This window comes from Paeniglutamicibacter selenitireducens (genome assembly GCF_051550675.1).
Lineage (GTDB): Bacteria > Actinomycetota > Actinomycetes > Actinomycetales > Micrococcaceae > Paeniglutamicibacter.
This window is the reverse complement of sequence record NZ_JBPULF010000004.1, coordinates 38308-62808: the sequence shown is the minus strand read 5'-3', so window position 1 is coordinate 62808 and position 24501 is coordinate 38308. Positions and strand designations below refer to the sequence as shown.

The window sequence follows — 24501 nt, the reverse complement described above, 5'->3', positions numbered from 1 at the left end:
GGGTGTCCGGGGGTGGTGGCATTCCGTTGGTTCGGGTGTTCAAGTCTAGGCGCAGCCGGCGCCCGGCCGCCTGTCGGGGCTAGGACCAGCTCGGCATCCAGATGTGCATGCGCCAGTTGTCGTAGGTGATCATCTGCCCGGTCCAGACCGGCCAGAAGAAGGCAGACACGGCGATGACCAGTGCCACGAACATGCCCGCCAGCAGCAGGCGCTGCCCGCGCCACGGGGAACGCGGGTCCGCGGGCAGGAACCTGCCCAGCACGTAGGTGAGCGAGAGCACCATGAAGGGTGCGAAGGGCAGGGTGTAGAAGAAGAACATGGTGCGTTCGGGGTACATGAACCAGGGGAGGAATCCCGCGGCGATACCGGCGAGGATCGCCCCGGCGCGCCAGTCCCGGGCGCCGGCCCAGTAGAAGAGCAGCACCAGCAGGCTCAGCGTCGCCGCCCACCACATGAGAGGGTTGGGGAGGTCGGTGATGCCCTGCACGCAGTTCGCATCCAGGCAGCCGTACTCGCCGTTGGTGCGCGATTCGTAGAAGAAGAGGACGGGGCGGCCCGCGAAAAGCCACGACCACGGGGAGGATTCCCAGCCGTGCGGGGAACCCAGCCCCTCGTGGAAGGCGACGGCTGCCCGGTGGTACTCGGTGAGCGAGCGCAGCGGGGCGGGTACCCAGCCCCAGGTGTCCGACGGGTTCTGCCCGGCCCAGTTCCTGTAGCGCCCGCCGGATGTCGCAAACCAGCCGGTCCAGGTGGCAAGGTACACGGCAAGGGCCGTGGGGATGATGGTGAGGAATGCGGGGATCCCCTCGCGCAGCACCCCTCCGGCGAACCAGTGCCGGATGCCCGCGCGGCGGCGCGCCGCCAGGTCCCACAGCACCGTCATCAGCCCGAAGACCGCGATGAAGGAAAGCGCCGACCATTTCACCCCCGCCGCGCAGCCGAACATCACGCCCGCCACCAGCCGCCAGGGCCGCCACAGGATCCAGGGTCCGTAGGCCAGCAGCCGCGGATCCGGCATGGCCCCGTCCACGGTGGCCAGGGCGCGGGCCAGTTTTTCGCGGCCGTGGAAGCGGTCGTTGAGCAGCGCCCAGAACCCGGCGAGGATGAAGAACATCAGGAAGATGTCCAGCAGCCCGGTGCGGGACATCACGATCTGGTGGCCGTCGACGGCCGCGAGGGTGCCGGCCAGCCCGCCCAGGACCACCGAGGAGAAGAGCTTCTGGGCGACGAGGGCCACCAGCAGCACCGACAGCGTGCCGAAGAGCGCGGCGCTGAAACGCCACCCCAGGCCGTTGTCCGTGCCGAAGAGCCACATGCCGCCGGCGATCAGCCACTTGCCCAGCGGCGGGTGCACCACGAAGGAGGCGGAGTCCTTCGGTTCGGGGTGCCCGTTGATGAACGCGTCGTTGGGTTCCTCGCCCCATTCCAGCTCGTAGCCCGCGTGCATCATGGTGTACGCGTCCTTGACGTAGTAGGTCTCGTCAAAGATCAGCAGGTGCGGGTGGTTGAGGTTGGTGAAACGCAGCAGGCCGGCCAGCACCGTCACCGCCAGCGGGACGATCCAGCCCCAGATCCCCGGGGCGAAGGCGCTCCCGAGGAGCCGCTCGCGCAGCGCCTGGAGGCCGTAGGCCCGGCCGGGGTCGAGGGCCCAGCGGCGCGTGGCCTGCGGGAATGCTGTATTCACCGTCATTACTCTACCGAAGGGCCCTTCGTGCGCGGGGAAGGCGGCGCGGCGAGTAGTCTTGGCGTGTGGAAACTCAAGAAAAGCCGGGCCAGATTGTCCTTGCGGCAACCCCCATCGGCAACCTGTCCGACGCCTCCCCGCGACTGATCGAACTCATGACGAGCGCCGACATCGTCGCCGCCGAGGACACCCGGCGCTTCCTGCACCTGGCCCAGGGCCTGGGCGTGCGCGTCCCGGGACGGCTGATCAGCTACCACGAACACAACGAGACGCACCGGCTGGCCGAGCTGCTGGAACTCGTCGCCGGCGGCGCCACGATCCTGGTGGTCTCCGACGCCGGCATGCCTGCCGTCTCGGACCCCGGCTTCAAGCTGGTGGAGGCAGCCGTGGCGGCGGGTGTCACCGTCACCGCCGTCCCGGGCCCCTCGGCCGTGCTGACCGCGCTGGCACTCTCCGGCCTGCCCACCGACCGCTTCACCTTCGAGGGCTTCCTGCCGCGCAAGGCGGGGGAGCGCGCCAAGCGCCTCGAGGACCTGGCCACCGAGCAGCGCACCATGGTGTTCTTCGAGGCGCCGCACCGCCTCGATGCGATGATCCGCGCGCTGCGCGACGCCTTCGGAACCGACCGTCCCGGGGCCATCGCCCGCGAACTAACGAAGATGTACGAGGAAGTTATCCGCGGCAGCCTCGGCGAGTTGCTGGTGTGGGCCGAGGGCGAGGTCCGCGGGGAAATCGCCGTGGTCGTCGGCGGTGCACCCGCCGGGGAACCCGCCCGCGCCGTGGACCACGTCGCCCAGGTCCAGCAGCTCGTCGCCGAGGGCCTGCGGCTGAAGGAAGCCGTGGCCGCCGTCGCCGAAAAGGAACGGGTCTCCAAGCGCGAGCTGTACACCGCGGTGCTTGAGGCGCGCGCCTAGCCACAGGCGTTTTCCGGGGCCGGGTCCCGGCGCTTCCCGGCCGTCCGGCCCGGAGCCGGAGGCGGTTCCTTTGGGATACCTGCACAACGCCCGGGGCCTGTCATAGTGCAGATAGAAATTTACAGCCACACTCTGCCCCACTAGCGTGGGCAGGGAAACGTTCCACCGCCAGATTCCTTTCGTTCAAGGGAGAACACCCGATGACCATTACCCCAGAGCGCGAAGCCGCGCTGATCGCCTCCGTACCCACCGGCCTGCTGATCAACGGCGAATGGCGCGATGCCTCCGACGGCGGCACCTTCGACGTGTTCGATCCGGCCACCGGCGAAAAGCTTGCCACCCTGGCCAGCGCCACCACCGAGGATGCCATGGCAGCCCTCGACGCCGCCGACGCGGTCCAGGCCGAATGGGCCCTGACCCCGCCGCGTGAACGCGCCGAGATCCTGCGCCGCGCCTTCGACATGGTCACCGCGCGTGCCGACGACTTTGCACTGCTGATGAGCCTGGAAATGGGCAAGCCCGTGGCCGAGGCCCGCGGCGAGGTCACCTACGGCGCCGAGTTCCTGCGCTGGTTCTCCGAGGAGACGGTGCGCGACTACGGCCGCTACCTGACCACCCCCGAGGGCAAGAACAAGATGATCGTGCAGACCAAGCCGGTCGGCCCGTGCCTCTTGATCACCCCCTGGAACTTCCCGCTGGCCATGGCCACCCGCAAGGTCGCCCCGGCCGTCGCCGCCGGCTGCACCATGGTGCTCAAGCCCGCCAAGCTCACCCCGCTGACTTCCCAGCTCTTCGCCCAGGTCATGATGGAAGCCGGCCTTCCGGCAGGCGTGCTGAACGTCGTGTCCTCGGCCAGCGCCTCGAAGATCTCCGGCCCGCTGATGGCCGACTCCCGCCTGCGCAAGGTCTCCTTCACCGGCTCCACCCCGGTGGGCAAGATGCTCATGAAGGACGCCACCGAGAACGTGCTGCGCACCTCCATGGAACTGGGCGGCAACGCACCGTTCCTGGTCTTCGAGGACGCCGACATCGACGCCGCAGTCGAGGGCGCCATGGCAGCGAAGATGCGCAACATGGGCGAGGCCTGCACCGCGGCGAACCGCTTCCTGGTCCACGAGTCGGTGGCCGAGGAATTCACCGCCAAGTTCGCGGCCGCCATGGGCGCGCTGAAGACCGGCCGCGGCACCGAGCCGACCACCAACGTCGGCCCGCTGATCGACGGCAACGCCCGCGACGACGTTCACGCACTTGTCGTGAAGGCCATCGAGGCCGGCGCAGTGGCAGTCACCGGCGGCGCCCCGGTCGAGGGACCGGGCTACTTCTACGCACCGACCGTGCTGACCAACGTCGCAAACGACGCCGAGATCCTCCGCCAGGAAATCTTCGGCCCGGTCGCGCCGATCACCACCTTCCGCGACGAAGCACACGCCATCGAACTGGCCAACGCCAGCGAGTACGGCCTGGCGTCCTACGTCTTCACCAAGGACCACAACCGCCTGTTCCGCGTGGCCGAGAAGATCGAGTTCGGCCTGGTTGGCTTCAACGCCGGCGTCATCTCCAACGCCGCGGCACCGTTCGGCGGCGTGAAGCAGTCCGGCCTGGGCCGTGAAGGCGGAGCCGAAGGCCTTGCCGAGTACACCACCACCCAGTACATCGGCATCGCCGACCCGTACGCGGTCTAGCAACAACCGCCTGCGGCCCACCGGGCCGCGGCAACGCGAGCGGTGTTCCGCCTTCCCTTCCCGGGGAAGGGGGAACACCGCTTTTTCGTGCGCGGGATGCCGCCGGAAGCCTCAGTGGTAGGGGTCCTCGAAGTCGTTGGAAAGCAGCATCCTCAGGTAGTCGCCGTAGCCGCTTTTGCCCAGCTTGCGGGCACAGGCCTCCAGGGAGGCGTCGTCGATGTACCCGCTGCGCCAGGCGACCTCCTCGGGCACCCCGATCTTCAGCCCCTGGCGGGCCTCGATGGTGCGGATGAAGTTCGACGCGTCGTTGAGCGAATCGAAGGTGCCGGTATCCAGCCATGCTGTGCCGCGGGCCAGCACGTTGACCCGCAGCGACCCCTCGTCCAGGTACTGCCGGTTGATGTCGGTGATTTCGAGTTCGCCGCGCGGCGAGGGTGCCAGGTTCCGGGCCCGCTCGATGACCGAGTTGTCGTAGAAATACAGCCCGGGCACCGCATAGTGGCTCTTGGGCCGCAGCGGCTTTTCCTCGAGGGAAACGGCCCGGCCCGAGTCATCGAATTCGACGACACCGTAGGCTCCGGGATCCTTGACCCAGTACCCGAAGATCGTCGCTCCGGGGGCGTCCCGGAACTCGGCGAGTTGGGTTCCGAACCCTGGCCCGTAGAAGATGTTGTCGCCCAGCACCAGGGAGACGGGACCCTCCCCGATGTGCTCCTCGCCGATGATGAAGGCCTGGGCCAGCCCGTCCGGGGAGTCCTGGACGGCGTAGTCCAGGCGGATCCCGAATTGCGAGCCGTCCCCGAGCAAGTCACGGAACTGGCGGGCATCCGTCGGGGTCGTGATCACCAGGATGTCCCTGATTCCTGCGAGCATCAAGGTGGATAACGGGTAGTAGATCATCGGTTTGTCGTACACGGGCACCAGCTGTTTCGAAACACCGCGGGTGATTGGATGTAAGCGTGATCCCGTTCCCCCGGCGAGAATTATGCCTCTCATGGGCACATACTAAGCACACCTAGCCACGGATGTGGAGGGGCGATAGCCTTGCGACCATGAAGAGAATCCTGGTAACTGGGGGTGCCGGATTCATTGGGGCGAACTTTGTCCGATACGTGATTGAGCACTCCCACGCGAGCATTGTTGTACTTGACGCATTGACCTACGCGGGGAACCCCGAGTCGCTCAGGGACCTTCCCGCCGACCGGGTACGGCTGGAAATCGGGGACATCGCCAACGCCGCACTCGTCGATGGATTGGTGGGGGATGCGGATGCCGTCGTCCACTTCGCCGCGGAATCCCACAATGACAATTCCCTCCACGATCCCGCACCGTTCCTGCACACCAACATCGTGGGGACCTACACCCTGCTCGAGGCGGCCAGGCGCCACGACGTGCGCTTCCACCACATCTCGACGGACGAGGTCTTCGGCGACCTGGAGCTCGACGATCCCGGGCGCTTCACCGAAACCACCCCGTACAACCCCTCAAGCCCGTACTCCTCGACAAAGGCCGCCTCGGACCTGCTGGTCCGGGCCTGGGTGCGGTCCTTCGGGCTGCGGGCAACCTTGAGCAACTGCTCGAACAACTACGGGCCGTACCAGCACGTGGAAAAGTTCATCCCGCGGCAGATCACCAACATCCTCGACGGCGAGCGACCCAAGCTCTACGGCAGCGGTTCCAATGTCCGCGACTGGATCCACGTGGATGACCATTCCTCGGCGGTCTGGGAGATCCTGCAACGGGGCGAAACGGGGCGAACCTACCTGGTCGGGGCGGACGGCGAAACGAGCAACCTGGGCGTCCTGGAGACGATCCTCGGCCTGCTGGGCGAGGACAAGGACGCCTTCGACTACGTGGCCGACCGCCCGGGGCACGACATGCGCTATGCGATAGATGCCGGCTCCCTGCGCAACGAGCTGGGCTGGCGACCGCAGCACCGGGACCTTGCAGCGGGCTTGGCACAAACCATCGACTGGTACCGGGAGAACCGCTGGTGGTGGGAGCCTGCCAAGCGGCGGACCGAGGAGCGCTACATGCTCCAGGAACAAGCCACAGGACTCGCCGCGGCGGACGGCGACGCCCGGTGACGGCACCTGAGGTCCAGGCCACCGGCATCCCTGGACTCCTGCTGGTCCAACTGCCCGTGCACGAGGACGCGCGGGGCTGGTTCAAGGAGAACTGGCAGCGCGAAAAGATGACCGCCGCCGGGCTGCCCGATTTCCGGCCCGTGCAAAACAATGTGTCCTTCAACCGGGAAACCGGCACGACCCGCGGGATCCATGCCGAACCGTGGGACAAGTACGTGGCTGTGGTTGGCGGATCCGTCTTCGGTGCCTGGGTCGACCTGCGTGCCGGGGACGGCTTCGGCAGGAGCTACAGCACGGTTCTCACCGCCGGGCAGGCGGTTTTCGTGCCGCGCGGGGTCGGCAACGGTTTCCAGACCCTGGAACCGGACACCGGCTACAGTTACCTGGTGACCGAGCACTGGTCACCACAAGCGCAGGAGGGCTACACCTTCCTGAACCTGGCCGACGAAACCGCCGGCATCCCGTGGCCAATCCCGCTGGACCGGGCGGTCACCTCGGAAGCGGACAAGGAGCACCCGGCGCTGGCCGACGTCATTCCCGTGCCACGGCCCAAGACCCTTGTCATCGGCGGGAACGGCCAGCTGGGGCGTGCGCTCTCGGCGCTGCTCCGTGGCGAGGGCCGATACGAGTTTCCGCGACGCGGTGACTTCGACCTCTGCAATCCGGAGCACCTGGCCGGGGTCAACTGGCAGGACTACGGGACGGTTGTCAACGCCGCGGCCTACACGCGGGTCGACCTGGCCGAAAGCGAAACCGGCAGGCACGACGCCTGGGCCACCAACGTCACAGCGGTGGAGCGCCTGGCCCGCGTCTGCACCGAGCACGGCATCACCCTGGTGCACGTCTCCAGCGACTACGTCTTCGACGGGCGCCTGCGCTCCTACGGCGAGGAGGACCCGCCGTGCCCGCTGGGGGTCTACGGACAGACGAAGGCCGCCGGGGAGGCGCTGGTCCGCACGGTTCCGCGCCACTACATCGTCCGAACGAGCTGGGTCGTCGGGGCCGGCCAGAACTTCGTCGCCACCATGGCGAGGCTGGCACGGACCGGTGTGAATCCGTCCGTGGTCAACGACCAGGTCGGGCGGCTGAGCTTCACCGCGGACCTTGCCGCCGGTATGGTGCACCTGCTCGAATCCGGTGCTCCCTTCGGCACCTACAACCTGACGAACGACGGCGAACCGGCCTCCTGGGCCAGGATCGCCAAGCAGGTGTTCGTGCTCTGCGGCCACGATCCCGCCCGGGTGAACGAGATCAGCACCGCCGACTACTTCGCGGGGCGCCCGGACACCGCCCCGCGGCCGGCCAGCAGCACGCTGCGACTTGAAAAGATCCGAGGAACCGGGTTCCATCCCGCGGACCAGTTGCAGCGGTTGGCCACCTACGTGGAGGAACTGTAGCCCAGCGGCTCCAGCGGCCGCGGGGCAAAGACCGACTTCGGCCACAGGCGCACGGTGATCCGGGGCCCGGTGGAGAGCCGGTCCGTGAAAGCCCGCTCGACACCGGCCAGTGCCTGGACCAGCGCGGCTCCCGCCGTGGGGGCCTTGGCGGCCGGGGCGTACAGCTGCCGTTCGTAGGCCCCGCCCAGTGTGTGCAGGTCGGCGGCCGCACCGGGCAGGAACTTCGCGAGGCGCCGGGCATAGTCGCCGGCCGATTCGTCCTGGCGCATGGGCCGTGAATGGTCCAAGCCCAGCGCCACGAGTTCCGCCCAGGCGGCATCGACGGGCGAACCTGCCGTATCCCCGCGGTCCCCGGCGACGGTGCGCAGGCGCCGGGAGCGCTGGAGGCGGCGGATGGCGAACGGGGTGGCGCCCAGCAGCAGGACCCCTGCCAGCGCCGCCAGCGGCCACGCCGGCGTGTCCCGCTCCACCGGCCCGGTGCCGGCTGCGGGGCCGGCGGCCGCGGAGGAGGAACTCGCCGTGGGGCTGGCGGTGTTGCTGGTGGTGGGCCTCGTCTGGCGCGGGTCGCGGCCGGGGTCCTGGGTCGGCACGGCGGCGGCCGGGGCGTAGGCCGGCGGGACGCCGCGGCCCGGGGTGGGTTCGAAGGGGACCCAGCCCGCGCCGGGGAAGTAGAGTTCGGGCCAGGCATGGGCATTGCGGGAATTGACAGTGAATTCCGCGAGCGTGCTCCCGTTGCTGCCCGGGACGCTCTCGCCGGTGGCGCTGCCCGGGGAGTATCCGGTGACGATGCGGCTGGGGATTCCCAGCGTGCGTGCCATCACGGCCATGGTGGAGGCGAAGTGCACGCAGTAGCCGGCCTTCTGCTGCAGGAAGGCATCGATGACCTGCATCCCGCTGCCATCGTAGCCGTCCTCGACGGGGGTCTTCTCGGAGTAGGTGTAGGTCCCGGACCGCAGGTGCTTCTGGATCGCGGCCGCCTGTTCGAAGGCCGAGCTGCCCTCGGCGCCTTCAATGGCCTTCGAGGTCGCCTCGAACAGGGACTCGGGGGTGTCGTCGGGCAGCCGCAGGTATTGCGAATCGGCCGAGCCCGCGGCCGCGCCCTGGAATTCGATGCTCCAGCTCTCGAGCTCCTCGGCCGTGAACTCCGGGACCCGGGCCAGCGCGGTGTAGTCCTGCGCCGCCATCGGCTCGTTTTCCCCTGCACGCATGGTCCCGGTGTCCGGGCTCCACCGCCAGTCCCCGGGCAGGTTGTCGACGATGACGGGGTTGCCCGGCATCGGCAACCACACCCCGCGGTACCTGTCGGTCACCACGCGGGTCACGGTGTCCCTCGTCAAGGCGAACCCCGCGAGGCCGGAAGAGACCAGGGGGTCCGTGACAGGCACCCGGGGCTGGGAATCCTCGGGCTGCCACTTGCTGCCCTCGAGGGCCCCGATCACCGAGGTGCGCAGGTACAGCGGTTCGGTGTCGTCGGTGTAGTAGCGCAGGACCGTGCCGGGGGAATTGTTGCGCAGGTCGTTGCCCAGGGCGATCATCGGGTCGATGTTCGTGGCGACGCCGCCCCAGGAGGGCCTGGTGCCCTCGACCATCATGCCCTTGGTGAACCCGGGGACGGCCATCGGCAGCACCATCAGGCTCGCGACGGCGCCGGCGAGGACCACGGATCCCTGGATCCACGAGGTCCCCGGCCTGCGAGGTGCCGCGGCATGCCCGGGGTCATGGTCCCCGACGAGCTCCACGGCCAGGCGCCGGCCCCCGGTGCCCGGGGCCGCGGACTCCAGCCACCGGGCGGAGGCAAGGACCAGGAGGAACCCGACGGCCGCCAGCGTCACGGAACCGATCCCGGCGCCCTGGGGTTCGAACAGGGAGGCGATCACCGGCAGCAGCGACAGCGGGATCCCGGAGACGGCCGGCGCCCGCAGGGTGAAGGCGAGCGTGTCCACGGCCAGGGCGACGACGGCGGACCACAGCGTCACCGAAAAGACGATGACCCCCGTGGTTTGCACCGGCGGCACCTGCGAACCCATCTGCTCGTTGGCCGTCTCCCACACGTACAGCAGCGCCCTGTAGGTCTCGGGGGTGGGCAGGAAACCCAGCAGTGCGGTGTTGGAGAAGAACAGCAAGGTCAGCGTGCAGACCGCGGCCAGGACCCCGGCCACGGGCACGGCCCACCGCGGGGCCGCCAGGTGGCGGGCCAGGTTCGTGGCCAGCACGACAGCCAGCACCGTGGCGGCCACCTGGACCAGCCACGACCAGCCGCTGACTACCCCGTGGAGGCTTGCCGCCGAGCCGAGCGTCGCCAGCAGCGTGGCGAACCCGGCACCCAGCAGCGGTGCCGCGGCGCGCAGGTCCCTGCGCTGCGGGGCCATGGCATGGAGGTCCTCGGCGGGCAGCGCCCGGTCCAGTGTCGGGGCGCTCACGACTGCCCTCCGAGTTCGCTCCAGGCCTCGGCCAGCGTGGTCTTCGGGGACACCGCCACGGCCGACCACCCGGCCTGGCGGAAGCGTGTGACCACGGGCTGTGCCTGCTCCGGCCGGTGCACCACGCAGAGCACCACGACCTGGCGGCGGGAGCCGACCGAATCGATCCACGCGTTCGCCGTCGCGGGGGACACCTCGCCGAGCAGCAGCACCAGCCGATCGCCGTGCGTGCGCAACCGGGTCTTCAGGGCCGTGGTCAAGGCCGGGGCCGATTCCGAGACATGCCGCGCGGGCGGGTCCTCGAGGCCCAGCGCCGCCAGGGCCCCCTGCATGTCCTCGACGGCGTGGGGGCCGCCGAAGACCTCGCTGCCGTCATCCGACCCCGAGGCCGAGACCTGGTTGACGGGACGTGCCTCGTGGTCGATCATTTCGATGCCGAACCCCGACCGGGACAGGTAGGCGCCGATGCCCAGGGCCCCGCGCAGCGCCCACTCGAACCGCGGGGTGGACTGCTTGGGGTCGGAGGTGTACTGCGGGATGGCGATGCCGGGCTCGGAGCCTGAGCCGTGGGGCAGGTAGGCAGCCCGCGAACGGTCTAGCACTATCAGCGCACGCGGCGTCGCCCGGTAGTCCTCCTGGCGCACCATGACCGAACCGCGCCGGGCGGTGGCCGGCCAGTGGATGCGCCGCACGGAGTCGCCGTCCCGGTAGTCCCTGGTCATCACGTCGAAGGAATCGGGGGTCAGCCGGCGGTTGGAGCTTGCCTGCCCGTGGGCCCCGCGCTCGCCGGGCAGCCCGTCCGGCTCCAGCGGCTCGATCCGAGGCATGGCCACCAGGGCGCTGGGCTTGTCCACCGCGGCCGGTCGCGCGGCCAGCCCGAACGGGTCCGTGACCCGGGCCTTGACGGGGCCGATGGGGTAGATGCCGCGGGAGGCCAGGCGCAGGCGGTATTCGTAGTGGCTGCTTGAGACACCCTCGTGGACCGCAGCGTTTCGTGACGGGTAGCTGAATTCGGGGCCGTGCCCGAAGTCCCCGGGCAAGGTGTCGCTCAGCGGCAGGATGCCGGGGGAGCGGCCGGCATGGCTGATGTGCAGGCGGACCCGTACCCCGGAGTCCGTCTGTGCCACGCTCGGGTTGAACGTGCGCACCACGCCCAGCGGCGTGCGCCCGAAGCGCAGCAGGAAGGCAGCGAGCAGGGGCGTCAGGACCAGGAAGAGAGCCACGGCCATCAGCTCGCGCCGGCCCAGCAGCCACGCGCCGGCCAGTGCCGCAACGCCCGTGGAAAAAAGGCCCCAGCCGCGGGAGGTCAGGAACCCCAGGTGGACGCGCTCGCGCAGGCTCGCCGGTGCCTCGTCGCGCACCCACCGGCCGGTGTGCGGGGACTCGCGGAACTCCGCGGGGCCTTCTTCCCGGGGGTTCATCGTCTCGGACGTCCTTCGTGCGTCATCCGCGGGCACCGGCACGGACCGGGATGGAGTTGAGGATGGAGGCCAGCAGCGATTCGGCGTTGGTGCCGGCGGCCTCGGCACGGCGGTGCAGGATCAGGCGGTGGCCCAGCACGTCGGTGGCGACGGTCCGCACGTCCTCGGGCAGCACGTAGTCGCGGGCGTTCAGCGCGGCCTCGGCCTTGGCAGCCCGCAGCAGCTGCAGCAGCGAACGCGGGGAGGCCCCCAACCTGATTTCCGGGTGTGCGCGGGTGGCCCGCCCCAGGGCAACGATGTACTCCTTGACCGGCTCGGCAACGAACACCGCGGCAACGGTGTTGATCAGCGTGTGCAGTGTCGCCAGGTCAAGCACCGGGCTGACGCGCTCCAGGGGCGACGCGGCCTGGTGCGACTCGAGCATCGACATTTCCGCCGCGGCATCGGGGTAGCCCATGGAGATCTTGGCCATGAACCTGTCCCGCTGCGCCTCGGGCAGCGGAAAGGTGCCCTCCAGCTCGATCGGGTTCTGCGTGGCGATGACCATGAAGGGGTTGCCCAGCGCATGGGTGATCCCGTCGACGGTGACCTGGCCCTCCTCCATGCACTCCAGCAGCGCGGACTGCGTCTTGGCATTGGCCCGGTTGATCTCGTCGCCGATCACGATGTGGGCGAACACCGGCCCGGGCCGGAACTGGAACTCGTGGGTGTCTTGGTTGAAGATCGAGACGCCCGTGACATCCGAGGGCAGCAGGTCGGGGGTGAACTGGATGCGGTGGACCGTGCAGTCGACGGTCTTGGCCAGCGTCTTGGCCAGCATGGTCTTCCCGACGCCGGGGACGTCCTCGAGCAGCAGGTGTCCCTGGGCGAGCAGGACGATCAGGGCAGTGCGCGCGACCTGGGCCTTGCCGTCGATCACCGTGCCGATGCTGGAGAGGACCTGTTCACAGACGCGGCCGAACTCGTCGGCAGACATGATCTGGGGCTCGGTGGAAAGCGACATGCAATGTACTCCTGAGGTGCAGCAGCGGGCAATTGTGAAGTCCTCACTTCAACGATACCGGCATCCGCGTGCCACGCATCACATTTGGCGGGACCCGGCATGGTGGGACGCGTACCCTAGGTACGTCGCGGTCGATCGCCGCGCAACGCAAACCGCGCACCGAGGGAGACGGATCGATGGCCAAGGGCAACGGCGCAGCAGCAGGCGGAAGCACCCACGGGGTTCCCGAGGCGTACCTGCCCGAGGTGGACCGGAGGGGCCCGGAAGTCGAGCTGTCCGGGAGCGGCGACAACGAACAGGGCAAGAAGCGGAACCTGCACTACCCGCCGGCCCCCGAACCGCTGCCGTTCGGCGTTCCGGACAACCACACCCACCTCGACTTCCGCGACGGGCTGGTCGATGTCGAGGTGTCGAAGGCCCTGGACGCGGCTAACGCCGTCGGGGTTCCCGGCGTGATCCAGGTAGGTTGCGACGTCGAATCCTCCCGTTTCGCGGTCCGTGCCGCGAGCGAGGACCCCCGCGTCCTGGCGGCCGTCGCCATCCACCCCAACGACGCCGCGCGCCTTGCGGCAACCGGCGACCTGGATGCCGCGATTGCCGGGATCGAGGCACTTGCCGGCCACGACCGGGTTCGGGCCATCGGCGAGACGGGCCTGGACTACTTCCGCACGGGCCCCGAGGGGCGTCCCGCGCAGGAAGCCTCGTTCCGCGAGCACATCCGCATGGCGCGGGAGCACGGAAAGGCGCTGCAGATCCACGACCGTGATGCACACCTCGACGTGGTCCGTGTCCTCGAAAGCGAGGACCTGCCAGAGCACGTGGTTTTCCATTGCTTCTCGGGTGACGCGGCGCTGGCCGAAACCTGCAATGCCAACGGTTGGTTCATGTCGTTCTCGGGAACCGTGACCTTCAAGAACTCCCTCGACCTGCCCGAGGCGTTGTCGGTAGCCAGGCCAGAATTGGTGTTGGTGGAAACCGACGCCCCGTTCCTGACCCCGCACCCGTACCGCGGCCGTCCCAACGCCAGCTACCTGATCCCGCACACCGTGCGTTTCATGGCCGAGCACCTGGGTGTCGGGTTGGAGGAGTACTGCCGGGTGCTTGCCGGAAACACCCTGCGCGCCTACGGCCCCTTCTAACGTATTTTCGCCACAACTCAAGCACGAGCCACTTGCGGCCTTATTACGATTCGATTACGGTTAAGGAAAAGTAGCCGGGATCGGGGAAGGTTCCCGGGTGCATTTGATGCCGCAGGAGATTGTCGGGTTCCGTATCGGAGCCCGGCAATTTTGCGGAATTGGATGGTGCCGCAAGACACCGGCCGTTGCGCAACCACGGCCCCGGCTTGATCCGAGATCAGGCATTCAGGGCTAGACGCGCGAAGTTCGGTTCCCCGTGCCTGGACCAAAACTAAGTTTGGAATCCTGTGAAGAATGCCTTCAAGAATCGTTGGGTGAAAATCGGCGCGCAAGCAGCCGTCCTGACCGCGTTGATCCTTGGTCTCGTCACCTTTGTCGGTGGCAACAAGACCGTCGCCGTCGCCATCGACGGTGAAACCCAAAGCGTGACCACCCGTGCCGCAACCGTGGCCGATGTCCTGAAGGACTCGCAGATCGAGGTTTCCAACCTCGATGCCGTTTCGCCCGCCCTCGGCACGGCCGTGGCCGATGGGACGGCCATCGACATCAAGCGCAACAAGACCATCGAGGTCAATATCGACGGAGTGGAGCGCGTCGTTCAGACGACCGGCCTCACCGTTGCCGACGTCCTCGATCAGCTCAACGTGGAGTCCGACTCGGAGATCGCGCAGGGCCCCGCCCTCGAACTCGTCGACCTGCGCACCCCGATCGACATTTCCACTCCCAAGGCAGTGACGATCAAGGTTGACGGCGACACCAAGAACCTGGACACGACAGCGGCCACCGTTGCCGACGTGCTGGCCGAGGCCAAGGTCAAGGTCTCCAAGGACGACGAACTCAACGTCAAGGCTTCCGACGAAATCACCGAGAACCTGAAGATCAAGGTCACCCGCGTGGAGACCAAGAAGGTCAAGGAAACCGAAACGATCGCCCACGGCACCACGACCGTCAAGGATGCGAAGGCGCTCGAAGGAACCAAGAAGACCCTGGCCAAGGGCAAGGACGGCGAACGAACCAAGACCTACGAGGTGACCCTGCGCAACGGCAAGGAAACCGACAAGGAACTGGTCAGCGACAAGGTCACGACCAAGCCCGTCGACGAGGAAATCTCCGTCGGCACCAAGGAGAAGCCGAAGCCCAAGGCAAGCAAGGGAACCACCGCCAGCGCGGGCAGCGTTTCCGCGACCTGGAAGGCACTGGCCAAGTGCGAATCCGGCGGCAACTGGGCGATCAACTCCGGCAACGGCTACTACGGCGGCCTGCAGTTCTCCGCCAGCAGCTGGGCCGGCGCGGGCGGCACCAAGTACGCGCCGCTGCCGCACCAGGCGACTCCCGCCGAACAGGTGGCAACCGCCGAGAAGCTCCGCGCCAGCGGCGGATGGGGCCACTGGCCGGCCTGCTCCAGCAAGCTGGGCCTGCGCTAGGAACCGATACGCCGACCGCCCGAGGGGCGTGAAGCCGCACGGCACATACATGTACATCCGATGGGCCCCGCAAGTCTTGCGGGGCCCATCGGCCTTTCCAACAAGGGCCCCGTCCGGGGCTTTCCACCGGCCACCGGTCCGCCCGGGCCGGTGCCTGAACTAAGATTGAATCGTGACTTCCGTAGAATCGACCCCGCCGCCACTGCTCGGCGCCACCGACATTCGCCGCCTCGCCGGCGAGCTCGACGTACGCCCGACCAAGACGCTGGGGCAAAACTTCGTCATCGACGGAAACACCATCCGCCGCATTGTCTCGAATGCACGACTCGACCCGAGCGAAACGGTGCTCGAGGTCGGCCCCGGCCTCGGCTCGCTCACCCTGGGACTTCTCGACGCGGCTGCCCGCGTCGTAGCCGTCGAGATCGACCCGAAACTTGCCGCGCGTCTGCCGCAGACCGTTGCCGAGTTCCGCCCCGAGAAGGCGGAGAACCTCACGGTCATCCTCTCGGACGCCATGAAGGTCACGGAGCTGCCGCACCCGCCGACGGCCTTGGTGGCAAACCTGCCGTACAACGTCGCGGTGCCGGTGGTGCTGCACCTGCTCGAACACTTCCCGTCGCTGCGCCACGGACTTGTGATGGTCCAGGACGAGGTCGCCGACCGCATGGCCGCGGGACCGGGCAGCAAGACGTACGGCGTCCCCAGCGTCAAGGGCGCCTGGTACGGCACCATGCGCAAGGCCGGCGTCATCGGCATGAACGTTTTCTGGCCGGCCCCCAAGATCAACTCCGGCCTGGTCGGGTTCGAACGCAGCGAACCGCCGACGACCACGGCCAGCCGCCAAGAGGTCTTTGCCGTCATCGACGCCGCTTTTGCACAGCGCCGCAAGACGCTGCGCGCGGCACTTGCCGGGTGGGCAGGTTCCCCCGCCAAGGCGGAAGAGGCCCTGACTGCGGCGGGTATCGACCCGCAGGCACGCGGCGAGAAACTTGGCATCCTCGAGTTCACCGCCATCGCCGAAGCCAGGCAGGCGCTGGAATCCGGTACCGAATGAGCCGTACGATCACCGCGCGGGCGCCGGGAAAGATCAATTGCTACTTCAAGGTTGGTCCGCCCCGCGAAGACGGCTACCACTCGGTAGCCAGCCTCTACCTGGCGGTCTCGCTCTACGAGGATGTCTCCGCGACGGGCCGCGACGACGAGGAAATCCACGTCTCGCTGCACCCGGATTCCACGGCGGTCTCCGATCCGGAATCGTTCCCGCTGGGCCCCGACAACCTGGTGGTCAAGGCCGCAATGATGCTCCGCGAGCACACCGGCCACTACGCCGGTGTCGACCTGTGCATCACCAAGCGCGTACCCATTGCCGGTGGCATGGGCGGGGGATCAGCCGACGCCGCGGCGACGCTTGTGGCCTGCAACGCCCTCTGGGGGACCGGCCTGAACCGCGAGGAACTGGCCCGGCTCGGTGCCCGCCTGGGCGCCGACGTGCCCTTCGCCCTGCATGGCGGGGCAGCCGTCGGGCTGGGCGTCGGGGACCTGTTGGCCCCGCTGCTGCTGCGCGAACGCACCGACTGGGTGCTGGTCCCGGCCTCCTACGGGCTCTCGACGCCGAGGGTCTACGGCATGCTGGACCGGCTGCGCGCCGCCGAGGACGTGCCGACCCCCACCGAGGTCGACCCGGACATGGTTGGAGCCCTGATGGACGCCGACCTCGACGCGCTCTCCGGGCTGCTGGTCAACGACATGACGCGGGCGGCCCTGGCCTTGGCGCCGGAGCTCGGCGTGGTGCGCGACCTGGGCGAGGCAGCAGGGGCCCTGCATGCCCTGGTTTCGGGTTCCGGCCCGACCCTGGCGCTGCTGGCCACCGACGAGGCGCACTGCGAGCAGATCATGACGCAGCTTTCCGACGAGGCAGGCGTCGCGACGATCGCCGTGCACGGCCCGGTCCCCGGGGCCGGTATCCTGCCCACCACCGAACACACCCTCTAGCTAGGAGCTCCCCACCCGTGGCACATCTGCTCGGCGCCGAAAACATTTCCATGGCCTTCGGCACCCGTACGGTTCTCGATTCCCTCTCGCTGGGGCTCGAGGACGGCGACCGCATCGGCATGGTCGGCCGCAACGGCGACGGCAAGTCCACGCTGATGCGCCTGTTGGCCGGACGCATCACCCCCGACGAGGGCCGTGTCACCAAGCGGGGCGACGTGCGTGTGGCCTACCTGGACCAGTCCGACGTGCTGGAGGGGCACCTCTCGGTCGGCGAGGCCATCGTCGGCGAGGCTGCGGACCACGAGTGGGCCTCGAACCCGCTGGTGCGCGAGGTCATGGGCGGCCTGGTCGGCGAGGTCGACTGGCACGCCGAGGTCGCCTCGCTCTCCGGCGGCCAGAAGCGCCGCGTGGCCCTGGCCAAGCTGCTCATCGGCGAGCACGAGGTGATCATGCTCGATGAGCCGACCAACCACCTCGACGTGGAGGGTGTCGCCTGGCTGGCCAAGCACCTTAAAAACCGCTGGCGCGCCAACGCCAACGGCCTGCTCGTGGTCACCCACGACCGCTGGTTCCTCGACGAGGTCTGCACGCGCACCTGGGAGGTCCACGACGGCATCGTCGACCCGTTCGACGGCGGCTACGCCGCCTACGTGCTGGCCCGCGCCGAACGCGACCGCACCGCGGCCGTCGTCGAAAGCAAGCGCCAGCAGCTGGTCAAGAAGGAACTGGCCTGGCTGCGCCGCGGCGCCCCCGCCCGAACCTCCAAGCCGAAGTTCCGCATCGAGGCCGCAAACACCCTCATCGCCGATGTCCCGGTGGCCCGCGACACCGTCGCACTGAACAAGATGGCCACCGCCCGCCTGGGCAAGGACGTACTGGACCTCGAGCACGTCACCCTCGATTTCGGCACCGGCAAGCCGCTGTTCAACAACATCACCCTGCGCCTGGCGCCGGGCGAGCGCGTGGGCATCGTCGGCGTCAACGGCGCCGGCAAGTCCACGTTGATGCGCCTGCTCAACGGCGAGATCGAGCCGACATCGGGCACCATCAAGCGCGGCAAGACCGTCAAGACCGCGATCCTGACCCAGGAGGTCAAGGAGCTCGACGAGGTCGCCGACATGCGCCTGATCGAGGTCATCAAGTCCGAGCGCCTCTCCTTCGAGGTCGGAGGCAAGGAGGTCTCGGCGGGCCAGCTCGCGGAGCAGCTCGGCTTCGGCACGGACAAGCAGTGGACCCCCGTCAAGGAGCTGTCCGGCGGCGAACGCCGCCGGCTGCAGTTGCTGCGCCTGCTCATCGGCGAGCCCAACGTGCTGATGCTCGACGAGCCCACCAACGACCTGGACACCGACACGCTCGCGGCGATCGAGGACATGCTCGACGGCTGGCCGGGCACCCTCGTGGTCGTCAGCCACGACCGGTACCTGCTCGAACGCGTCACCGACCACCAGGTCGCCCTGCTTGGCGACGGCAAGGTCCGTGGCCTGCCCGGCGGCGTGGACCAGTACCTGGAACTCCGTGCGGGCGTCCAGGGTGGCGGAAGCACCGGAGCCCCGACAGCCAAGTCCGGCTCCTCCGAGACCGCGGAATCTGCGGGCCCCAGTGAGGCAGAGAAGCGCGAGGCCCGCAAGGAACTGAACCGGGTGGAGCGACAGATGGGCAAGTTGGACACCCAGATCGAGAAGCTTCACGCGCAGATGGCTGCCGCTTCGGAAGCCATGAAGTTCGACGAGGTGAACAAGTTCAACGCCACCTTGCAGGGCGTCGAAGCGGAGAAGGAAGAGCTGGAAATGGCCTGGCTGGAGGCTGCCGAGATCCTCGGCGAGTAGCGGGCCGATCGATCCCGGCGCCCGGACGGAACGCCGGGGAAACCCCGCCGCATGAAGTCCGGTCTGCGGTCGGACCGGGCCTTGCACGGAGGACTTCGTGAAGGGCCCCGTCCGGGTTCGGGCGGCGGTTCTTGCCCACTGCTGGCGAGCCGATGCGTAGCGTTGCCGTTTGTGGGCGGAGCGACCGGGTGGCCCATCGAGTGGGTTCACGCCGGGATCTGTGGAGGACCCGTTGCCCGTCACCACCCTCGCGGCCGAAGGTTCCGGCAAACTCCGGAACCCGGCCCGGATTTCCCGAAACCAGTCTGTGCGGTGTCGGGATCCCACGGTTTCCCGATCTGGATCGAGATCCAGATCGGAGCCAAAAGGTCGAGGTCGATTCAAGCCGAATCCAGATGGATACAGGGCCGGGGTGAAGAAAGCCAGGAGACCCTCAAGCGGCACCGGGATCGAACAAGTTAATCAATTTTCCCCGTAACTGGTGATTAGGCCGCAGAACCGCCGTAGGATGAGCACGAAGTTGCAAGAGACCTCCTTTGGGGGGAGGGTCTTTCGTTGATATATCCGGGTTTGGGGAACGGGTGACAATGAATGAAGTCAATGCTTGGCGTCCAAATTTTGGGGAGAACGCCAATGCAAATGGGGAAGTGTGTCTTACGGATTCCTTTGGGGGGAAACCACGTGATGCCTATATCGACAAACTGAAATCCGTGCTCGAGCAAGGTTCGGCAACGGCACTTGTCATGCTTGGTGAGCATGGGGATGACCGAGTTGCACTCTTGGCGCTCGCACAGCGACAACTGAACGAAAACGGCGACATCATCCATGTTGTCGGGACGACCTATGCCCAAAGAATCGAATACGGAGCGCTGGGTTTCCTGCTGGCTGATGTCGAAACCAGTGGTTCGCTCGGCCCAGCCGATGTCGCTCGTTCCTTTTCGAAGGTGAAGCGTCGCACGGGCGGGCGTCCCGTGGTCGTTGTGCAGCATCCGCAACTCCTTGATGAGAAATCACGTGCAGTGTTGTCGCAGATGGCCCACAACCGGAGTATTCTGTTGGTCGTCTTGGCCGTACACGCGGAGTTCCTTCCTGCCGAGTTTGTTCCGCTCTGCGATGGCCCGGGCTATCACGAACTTGTCGTCGATCCTTACAACGTGCATGAGACACACCAGGCCCTCATCGATGAATTCGGTGTTGTGCCCACGCCTGTGACTACAGCGGAAATGTGGCGCCGCAGCCAAGGCAACCCCGGCTGGCTTGAAGCCCTCGCCCTCGATGCCTTCGCCAGCGGGAAACTCGCCATCCGTCGTGGCCACCTCAGCACGGAGAAAGGGGACTGGCCGCATGGCGCCAGGGTCGAGTCGATGGGGCGTTCCCAGATTTCCATTTTGGATGCTTCGGAACGAAAGTTCATTCAGCGGCTTGCCGTCTCAGGATCCCTCGATATTTCTCAATTGGCGGCCAACGAACTTGCATGCGTCGACCACCTGATTGGGTGGGGTCTTGTGCAACGTCTTGGCGGGCAGCGGGAAGCCATCGTCCTCACCTCGAGGCTTCTCGAAGACGTCCTCAGAAGCGAAACACGGGCGGGGTCCTTCGCGCCCGACGCGTATGCCGGTTCCGAGGAAGGAAACTTCTACGCCTTCATTTCCGATCGTTGCCACGCATACGAAAAACTGGCTGCGAGCGGTATCCCGCGCAACCTGGAACTGTGCCATTTGCTCCGAGACCTGCGTGTGAGTCTCCTGGACGGAGAACTGGGGGATGCCGAACAGGCCATTCATCAAGTACTCCCCGGGTACTTTGAAGAACTCCCCGCGGAGCTGTTCGAGGTCGTCTCGGTGGCTGAGGCAATCTTGAACGTCGCTTCCGACCGTTTCCACCAAGCGCAGCCGGTTCTTGAAGCCATGTTCGCACAGCTGGAGGAATCCGAGGCAACCTACGATCTGTGGCTGATCCGGTCCATGCGGAATTACGTTCAAGACATGGATGACCCGTCGAGGCACTCGCCCCTACCATTTCCGGAAATTTGGGATCCCGGCAGGTGGTGGTTTACGGAGCTGTTGGCCTCTCCTGAAACCACGTGGGCACACGAGTCCCGGATGCCCGGTGGAGTTCGCCAGAATGTCAGCCAACGTGAGGTCCTCGAAGCACTCGTTGGATTGCGGCATGGGTTCCAGCCGCCGTATCGGTTCTCTGATCAGGACGTGGAATACAGGTCCACGAGGTCGGGAACCGCCCTTGCACTCATGGCCTCCGGCTCGGACCTGGCGACCGAGTCCGGACAACTGTCCGGGCTGGAAGCCATGATCGATGCTGGTTTGGTCGTGTTCGCGCTGCCCGGCGCCAACCAAGTTGTCGAAAGGCTTTCACCTCCGGGTAAGTCGTTGGTGGCAAGCTGGGTCAACCGCCGCCGCAAGAGTGCTGTTTCGCGGTCGGAGACCGCGCGCGACGATGTCCTTGATGGCGAATACCCGCTGCTTGAAGTCCTTACCCGGCGTGAGAAGTTTGTCGCTACGGCAGCCGCCCGCGGACTCAACAACCAACAGATCGCCAAGAACGCGGGTGTTTCGATCCGAACGGTGGAGGGGCACCTGTACCAGATCTATTCCAAGCTGGCGATCGGCGGGCGAAGGGAACTGAGCTCGATGGTCGCTACCCTCGAAAATCGTGGAAGTGCCAGGGCATGAAGGCGCCAGCGTCCTTGGCAACGGATCTCGCTGGTCACGACGCACGCTCCGAGCTACTCAAGATGATGAGTCAACCATCATCGAACGGGGCCGTGATCTCAGGGCCAATCGGCAGCGCAAAAACTTCCTTGCTGACGGAAGTGCTTGGAGGGGAACTAGTAGAGGCTGTCCACCTGCTTTGTTCGCCGGTCCTGGGTGAATGCGAGTTCGGGACCCTCACGCCGCTATTGATAGATTTCGAGGGCCAATCGACCGATATTGCCGTATTGAAGCACCTGATGCAGCGGTTTACGCCCTCCGTCAGTGGATCAAAGACGCTGGTAGTCGTCGAAGAAGCGCACTTCCTGGACCAATCAAGTGCTTTCGTCCTGTCTCAATTGGCCTTGGCCGGCAACATCAGGTTGCTGCTGCTGACCGTAGGACAGGGACGAACAGAACCCGTGGTTGCCAGCACGGAAATCGGTGCCCGGCTGGGAAGGGTGTCTCTCTCCGCCTTGTCCCTTCAAGAAGTGGCGGACTACGCTCGCCGTATTCTTGGCGGACCCACGACGAATGCAACGACGCATTCGATCGCCGTTTCCTGCGCCGGAAACCCCATGCTCATTTCCGCATTCCTGCGTTCTGCCCGTGAGCAGGGGGTCCTCGTTGAATCCAAGGGCTGGTACGTCCTGACCCAATCGCACGTCGAGAACGACCTGCATTTGTCGGCCGCAGTTTCCGAAATCCAAAAACGCTTGAATGCCGAAGATGCAACGGCCCTCGAGGTGCTGGCATTGGGTGGGGCAGAAGAAGCCGTTGCCCTGGAAGAAATCTCGGGGTCTGACATCGGGCGACTCCTTGGCACAGGGCTGGTGAACTACTCTGCCGAATCCAAGATCGTCATTGCCGCTCCCTTGTACGCGCAGATTCTCCGCGAGATCGTGCCACCCGGGCGAAGCGCGCAATTGTGGAGGCACGTGTCCATGAGGACTGCTACCCATGGAAGCCTGCCGTATTCGCTGATGTGGGCCAGTGAAAGCGGAAGCGTGGTTCCCAGGGAACAATTCACAGCGGCCATCGGCCGAGCAAATGCGGGTCTGGAATTTCGCGATGCCTGGACAATGTGCCGGCTCTCCGGGGCACTTGAAACCGACCCCCACATTGCCTTGCACGGTGCCAGGGCGATGATGGGCCTGAAACGGTTTCAGACGGTTGTTGAGATCGTTGACCGGGTGCAGAAACTATGTGGCGATCCCCTGCTGCAGCCTGACCTCGTCTCGCTGAAGGCATTGGCCCTGTGGCACGGACACGGAGACGATGGCGAAATCAGGGAGCTGATGAGGGAATGCGGAACCAGCCCGGAAAGCACCCCGCCCAATCGGGCAGGAGCCACCGATGCCCAGAAACCGTTCAGCATGCCAACGATGGATGTCTTCGGATTATGGGTCGATATGGCCTCCGGAGTGAATCTGCACAAGGTCTTGGACCAAGCCCGGGAAGCCGCAAGCCGACATGAACCGGGAAGCCTTGAGTACCTTTTGTGCCGTGATGCGTGTTGCCAGATACTGGTGGCTCTCGGCCGTTTCGTGGAAGCGGCAGACACCGCTATCGAATTGCTCGAGGAGATCGCGCCAAATTCAGCCAATGAATACGTTGCCGGGTACACGATCGTCTCCACCGCGTTGCGTGCACTCTTTGCGGTGGGGGACTACGCCAAAATCCGGGGATTGGCGATTGCCCATGAACCGGAATCGCCCGACCTGCATCTGGAATGGAGTGGACTTCTGCATTTATGGGCGGCGTTTGCCGCAGTCCAGGAAGGTCGGTGGCAACTTGCGGGCAAGCTCTTGGACGAGGCCCGAGCAGAACTTGCGGTTCACGATCCCAACGCGTTGCTGACCCTCGCCGAGGCTTTGCGCGGCTACATACGGCCTGATGCGGGTGGGGATCTTGGTTCCGCAGGTTGTGTGGGTCAGGGCAGCCCCACGAATCGCGTATCCACCGTGCATGGACGCCAAGATGCGACACTGCTTGCGGCTGCCTACAGGAGCCTTTCAACCGGGACCCACGAAGAAGAATTGGTGAAACTTGCTGCCAGGGCCCGCGCCTATGGGCTTCTCCACACCGAACAGCAGCTACTGATTTTGCTTTGGAAGTCGGAGCCGGGTTCCTCGAAATACCATGAGCAGATGGCAAGACTGCATGAACTTGCCGAGGCCGGCGTTGGGCGTAGAAATGGCACCCTGTCGGGTGCGGTCCGGATGTCGTCCTCGGAGAATCCATCGGTGTTGGTAAACGTGGCGGACGAACTGTATTCCTGTGGCGAGACCGGTCTGGGAACCGAACTCATGGAGCTTTCCCTGCGGTACTTGGAGGGAACCGGGAACGAACGCCAGCGCGGCGTTGTGCTGAGAAAGATCGATTCACGGATCAAGGAACTGGGTGGGAGAGCCTGGGGAACGCTGACTAACGCCATGAGTGAAAGGGCACTGACGAACCGGGAGAGAGAAATCATCTCCCTGGTGAACCAAGGCCTAAGCAACAAGGCGATCTCAGCGGAATTGGTGGTTTCGCAGCGAACGGTTGAAGGGCACCTGTACAGGATCTTTGCCAAGCTCGGAATCAGCGGGCGCGACGAACTCCGCAGCAACTAGCAAACGATAGCGAGTTGCAAGTCTGGCTTTCTTCGAGTGCATCGGTCGCGGTTTCGCGTAGCTGGGACGGAAGAATCAGGTGGCTGCTACGCGTGAGCGGGGCCCGCTGCGCCAACTAGTGTCGGAGGTACCCCAGGAAGCCTGGTGCTGTTGACGGTGTGAATCCGGAGCACGAGATTCACGAATCCC

The 24501-nt window shown here is 66.4% G+C and carries 16 protein-coding genes; 11 read left to right on the top strand and 5 right to left on the bottom strand.

The annotated features are described in order from the left end of the window. Positions 1–79: 79 nt before the first annotated feature. Positions 80–1690, bottom strand: a complete 1611-nt coding sequence (locus ACSYDW_RS09235) for a dolichyl-phosphate-mannose--protein mannosyltransferase (RefSeq protein ID WP_438338436.1) — start codon at positions 1688–1690, stop codon at positions 80–82. A 59-nt stretch (positions 1691–1749) separates the two neighbouring features. On the opposite strand from ACSYDW_RS09235, the gene rsmI reads away from it, so the two are divergent. Continuing rightward, positions 1750–2598 (top strand): 16S rRNA (cytidine(1402)-2'-O)-methyltransferase, encoded by an 849-nt coding sequence (rsmI, locus tag ACSYDW_RS09230; protein WP_438338435.1) that lies wholly within the window; start codon positions 1750–1752, stop codon positions 2596–2598. 200 nt (positions 2599–2798) lie between these two features. Then, positions 2799–4280 carry an NAD-dependent succinate-semialdehyde dehydrogenase gene (locus tag ACSYDW_RS09225; RefSeq protein WP_438338434.1) on the top strand — a complete coding sequence of 494 codons (1482 nt, stop codon included), beginning with the start codon at positions 2799–2801 and terminating at the stop codon, positions 4278–4280. A gap of 111 nt (positions 4281–4391) precedes the next feature. On the opposite strand, the gene rfbA is transcribed toward ACSYDW_RS09225, so the two are convergent. Further along, the gene (gene rfbA, locus ACSYDW_RS09220; RefSeq protein WP_438338433.1) at positions 4392–5276 is read right to left on the bottom strand and encodes a glucose-1-phosphate thymidylyltransferase RfbA; all 885 of its coding nucleotides are present in this window, start codon (positions 5274–5276) and stop codon (positions 4392–4394) included. Positions 5277–5332: 56 nt separating this feature from the next. Between rfbA and rfbB the strand changes: the two genes are divergently transcribed. Together rfbB and ACSYDW_RS09210 are read left to right on the top strand one after the other, a co-directional pair. Then, a complete protein-coding gene (rfbB, locus tag ACSYDW_RS09215) occupies positions 5333–6367 on the top strand; it encodes a dTDP-glucose 4,6-dehydratase (protein WP_438338432.1) in 1035 nt (344 codons plus the stop codon). After that, positions 6364–7764 carry a sugar nucleotide-binding protein gene (locus ACSYDW_RS09210; RefSeq protein ID WP_438338431.1) on the top strand — a complete coding sequence of 467 codons (1401 nt, stop codon included), beginning with the start codon at positions 6364–6366 and terminating at the stop codon, positions 7762–7764. Before rfbB ends, ACSYDW_RS09210 begins: the two co-directional genes overlap by 4 nt. Here ACSYDW_RS09210 and ACSYDW_RS09205 read toward each other — a convergent pair. The 3 genes from ACSYDW_RS09205 to ACSYDW_RS09195 are packed head-to-tail and all read right to left on the bottom strand — an operon-like array spanning position 7746 to position 12608. Then, on the bottom strand, positions 7746–10184 hold the full coding sequence (locus tag ACSYDW_RS09205; protein WP_438338430.1) for a transglutaminase TgpA family protein: 2439 nt from the start codon (positions 10182–10184) through the stop codon (positions 7746–7748). The genes ACSYDW_RS09210 and ACSYDW_RS09205 overlap by 19 nt on opposite strands. Next, positions 10181–11605 (bottom strand): DUF58 domain-containing protein, encoded by a 1425-nt coding sequence (locus ACSYDW_RS09200; RefSeq protein WP_438338429.1) that lies wholly within the window; start codon positions 11603–11605, stop codon positions 10181–10183. The genes ACSYDW_RS09205 and ACSYDW_RS09200 overlap by 4 nt, the downstream gene beginning before the upstream one ends. A 22-nt stretch (positions 11606–11627) precedes the next feature. Next, positions 11628–12608, bottom strand: coding sequence for an AAA family ATPase (locus ACSYDW_RS09195; protein ID WP_438338428.1), 981 nt, complete (start codon positions 12606–12608; stop codon positions 11628–11630). Between the two features lie 176 nt (positions 12609–12784). Between ACSYDW_RS09195 and ACSYDW_RS09190 the strand changes: the two genes are divergently transcribed. The 7 genes from ACSYDW_RS09190 to ACSYDW_RS09160 all read left to right on the top strand — a co-directional run bounded on the left by ACSYDW_RS09190 (position 12785) and on the right by ACSYDW_RS09160 (position 24312). Beyond that, entirely contained in the window at positions 12785–13747 is a 963-nt protein-coding gene (locus ACSYDW_RS09190) for a TatD family hydrolase (RefSeq protein ID WP_438338655.1), read from the top strand. Between the two features lie 314 nt (positions 13748–14061). After that, the gene (locus ACSYDW_RS09185) at positions 14062–15171 is read left to right on the top strand and encodes a resuscitation-promoting factor (RefSeq protein WP_438338427.1); all 1110 of its coding nucleotides are present in this window, start codon (positions 14062–14064) and stop codon (positions 15169–15171) included. A gap of 172 nt (positions 15172–15343) precedes the next feature. Then, positions 15344–16225 carry a 16S rRNA (adenine(1518)-N(6)/adenine(1519)-N(6))-dimethyltransferase RsmA gene (rsmA, locus tag ACSYDW_RS09180; RefSeq protein WP_438338426.1) on the top strand — a complete coding sequence of 294 codons (882 nt, stop codon included), beginning with the start codon at positions 15344–15346 and terminating at the stop codon, positions 16223–16225. Continuing rightward, the gene (locus tag ACSYDW_RS09175) at positions 16222–17163 is read left to right on the top strand and encodes a 4-(cytidine 5'-diphospho)-2-C-methyl-D-erythritol kinase (RefSeq protein WP_438338425.1); all 942 of its coding nucleotides are present in this window, start codon (positions 16222–16224) and stop codon (positions 17161–17163) included. The genes rsmA and ACSYDW_RS09175 overlap by 4 nt, the downstream gene beginning before the upstream one ends. Positions 17164–17180: 17 nt before the next feature. Beyond that, positions 17181–18989, top strand: a complete 1809-nt coding sequence (locus ACSYDW_RS09170; protein ID WP_438338424.1) for an ABC-F family ATP-binding cassette domain-containing protein — start codon at positions 17181–17183, stop codon at positions 18987–18989. A gap of 587 nt (positions 18990–19576) precedes the next feature. Beyond that, the gene (locus ACSYDW_RS09165) at positions 19577–21679 is read left to right on the top strand and encodes a helix-turn-helix transcriptional regulator (RefSeq protein ID WP_438338423.1); all 2103 of its coding nucleotides are present in this window, start codon (positions 19577–19579) and stop codon (positions 21677–21679) included. 14 nt (positions 21680–21693) lie between these two features. After that, a complete protein-coding gene (locus tag ACSYDW_RS09160; RefSeq protein WP_438338422.1) occupies positions 21694–24312 on the top strand; it encodes a helix-turn-helix transcriptional regulator in 2619 nt (872 codons plus the stop codon). The last annotated feature ends 189 nt before the right edge of the window (positions 24313–24501 follow it).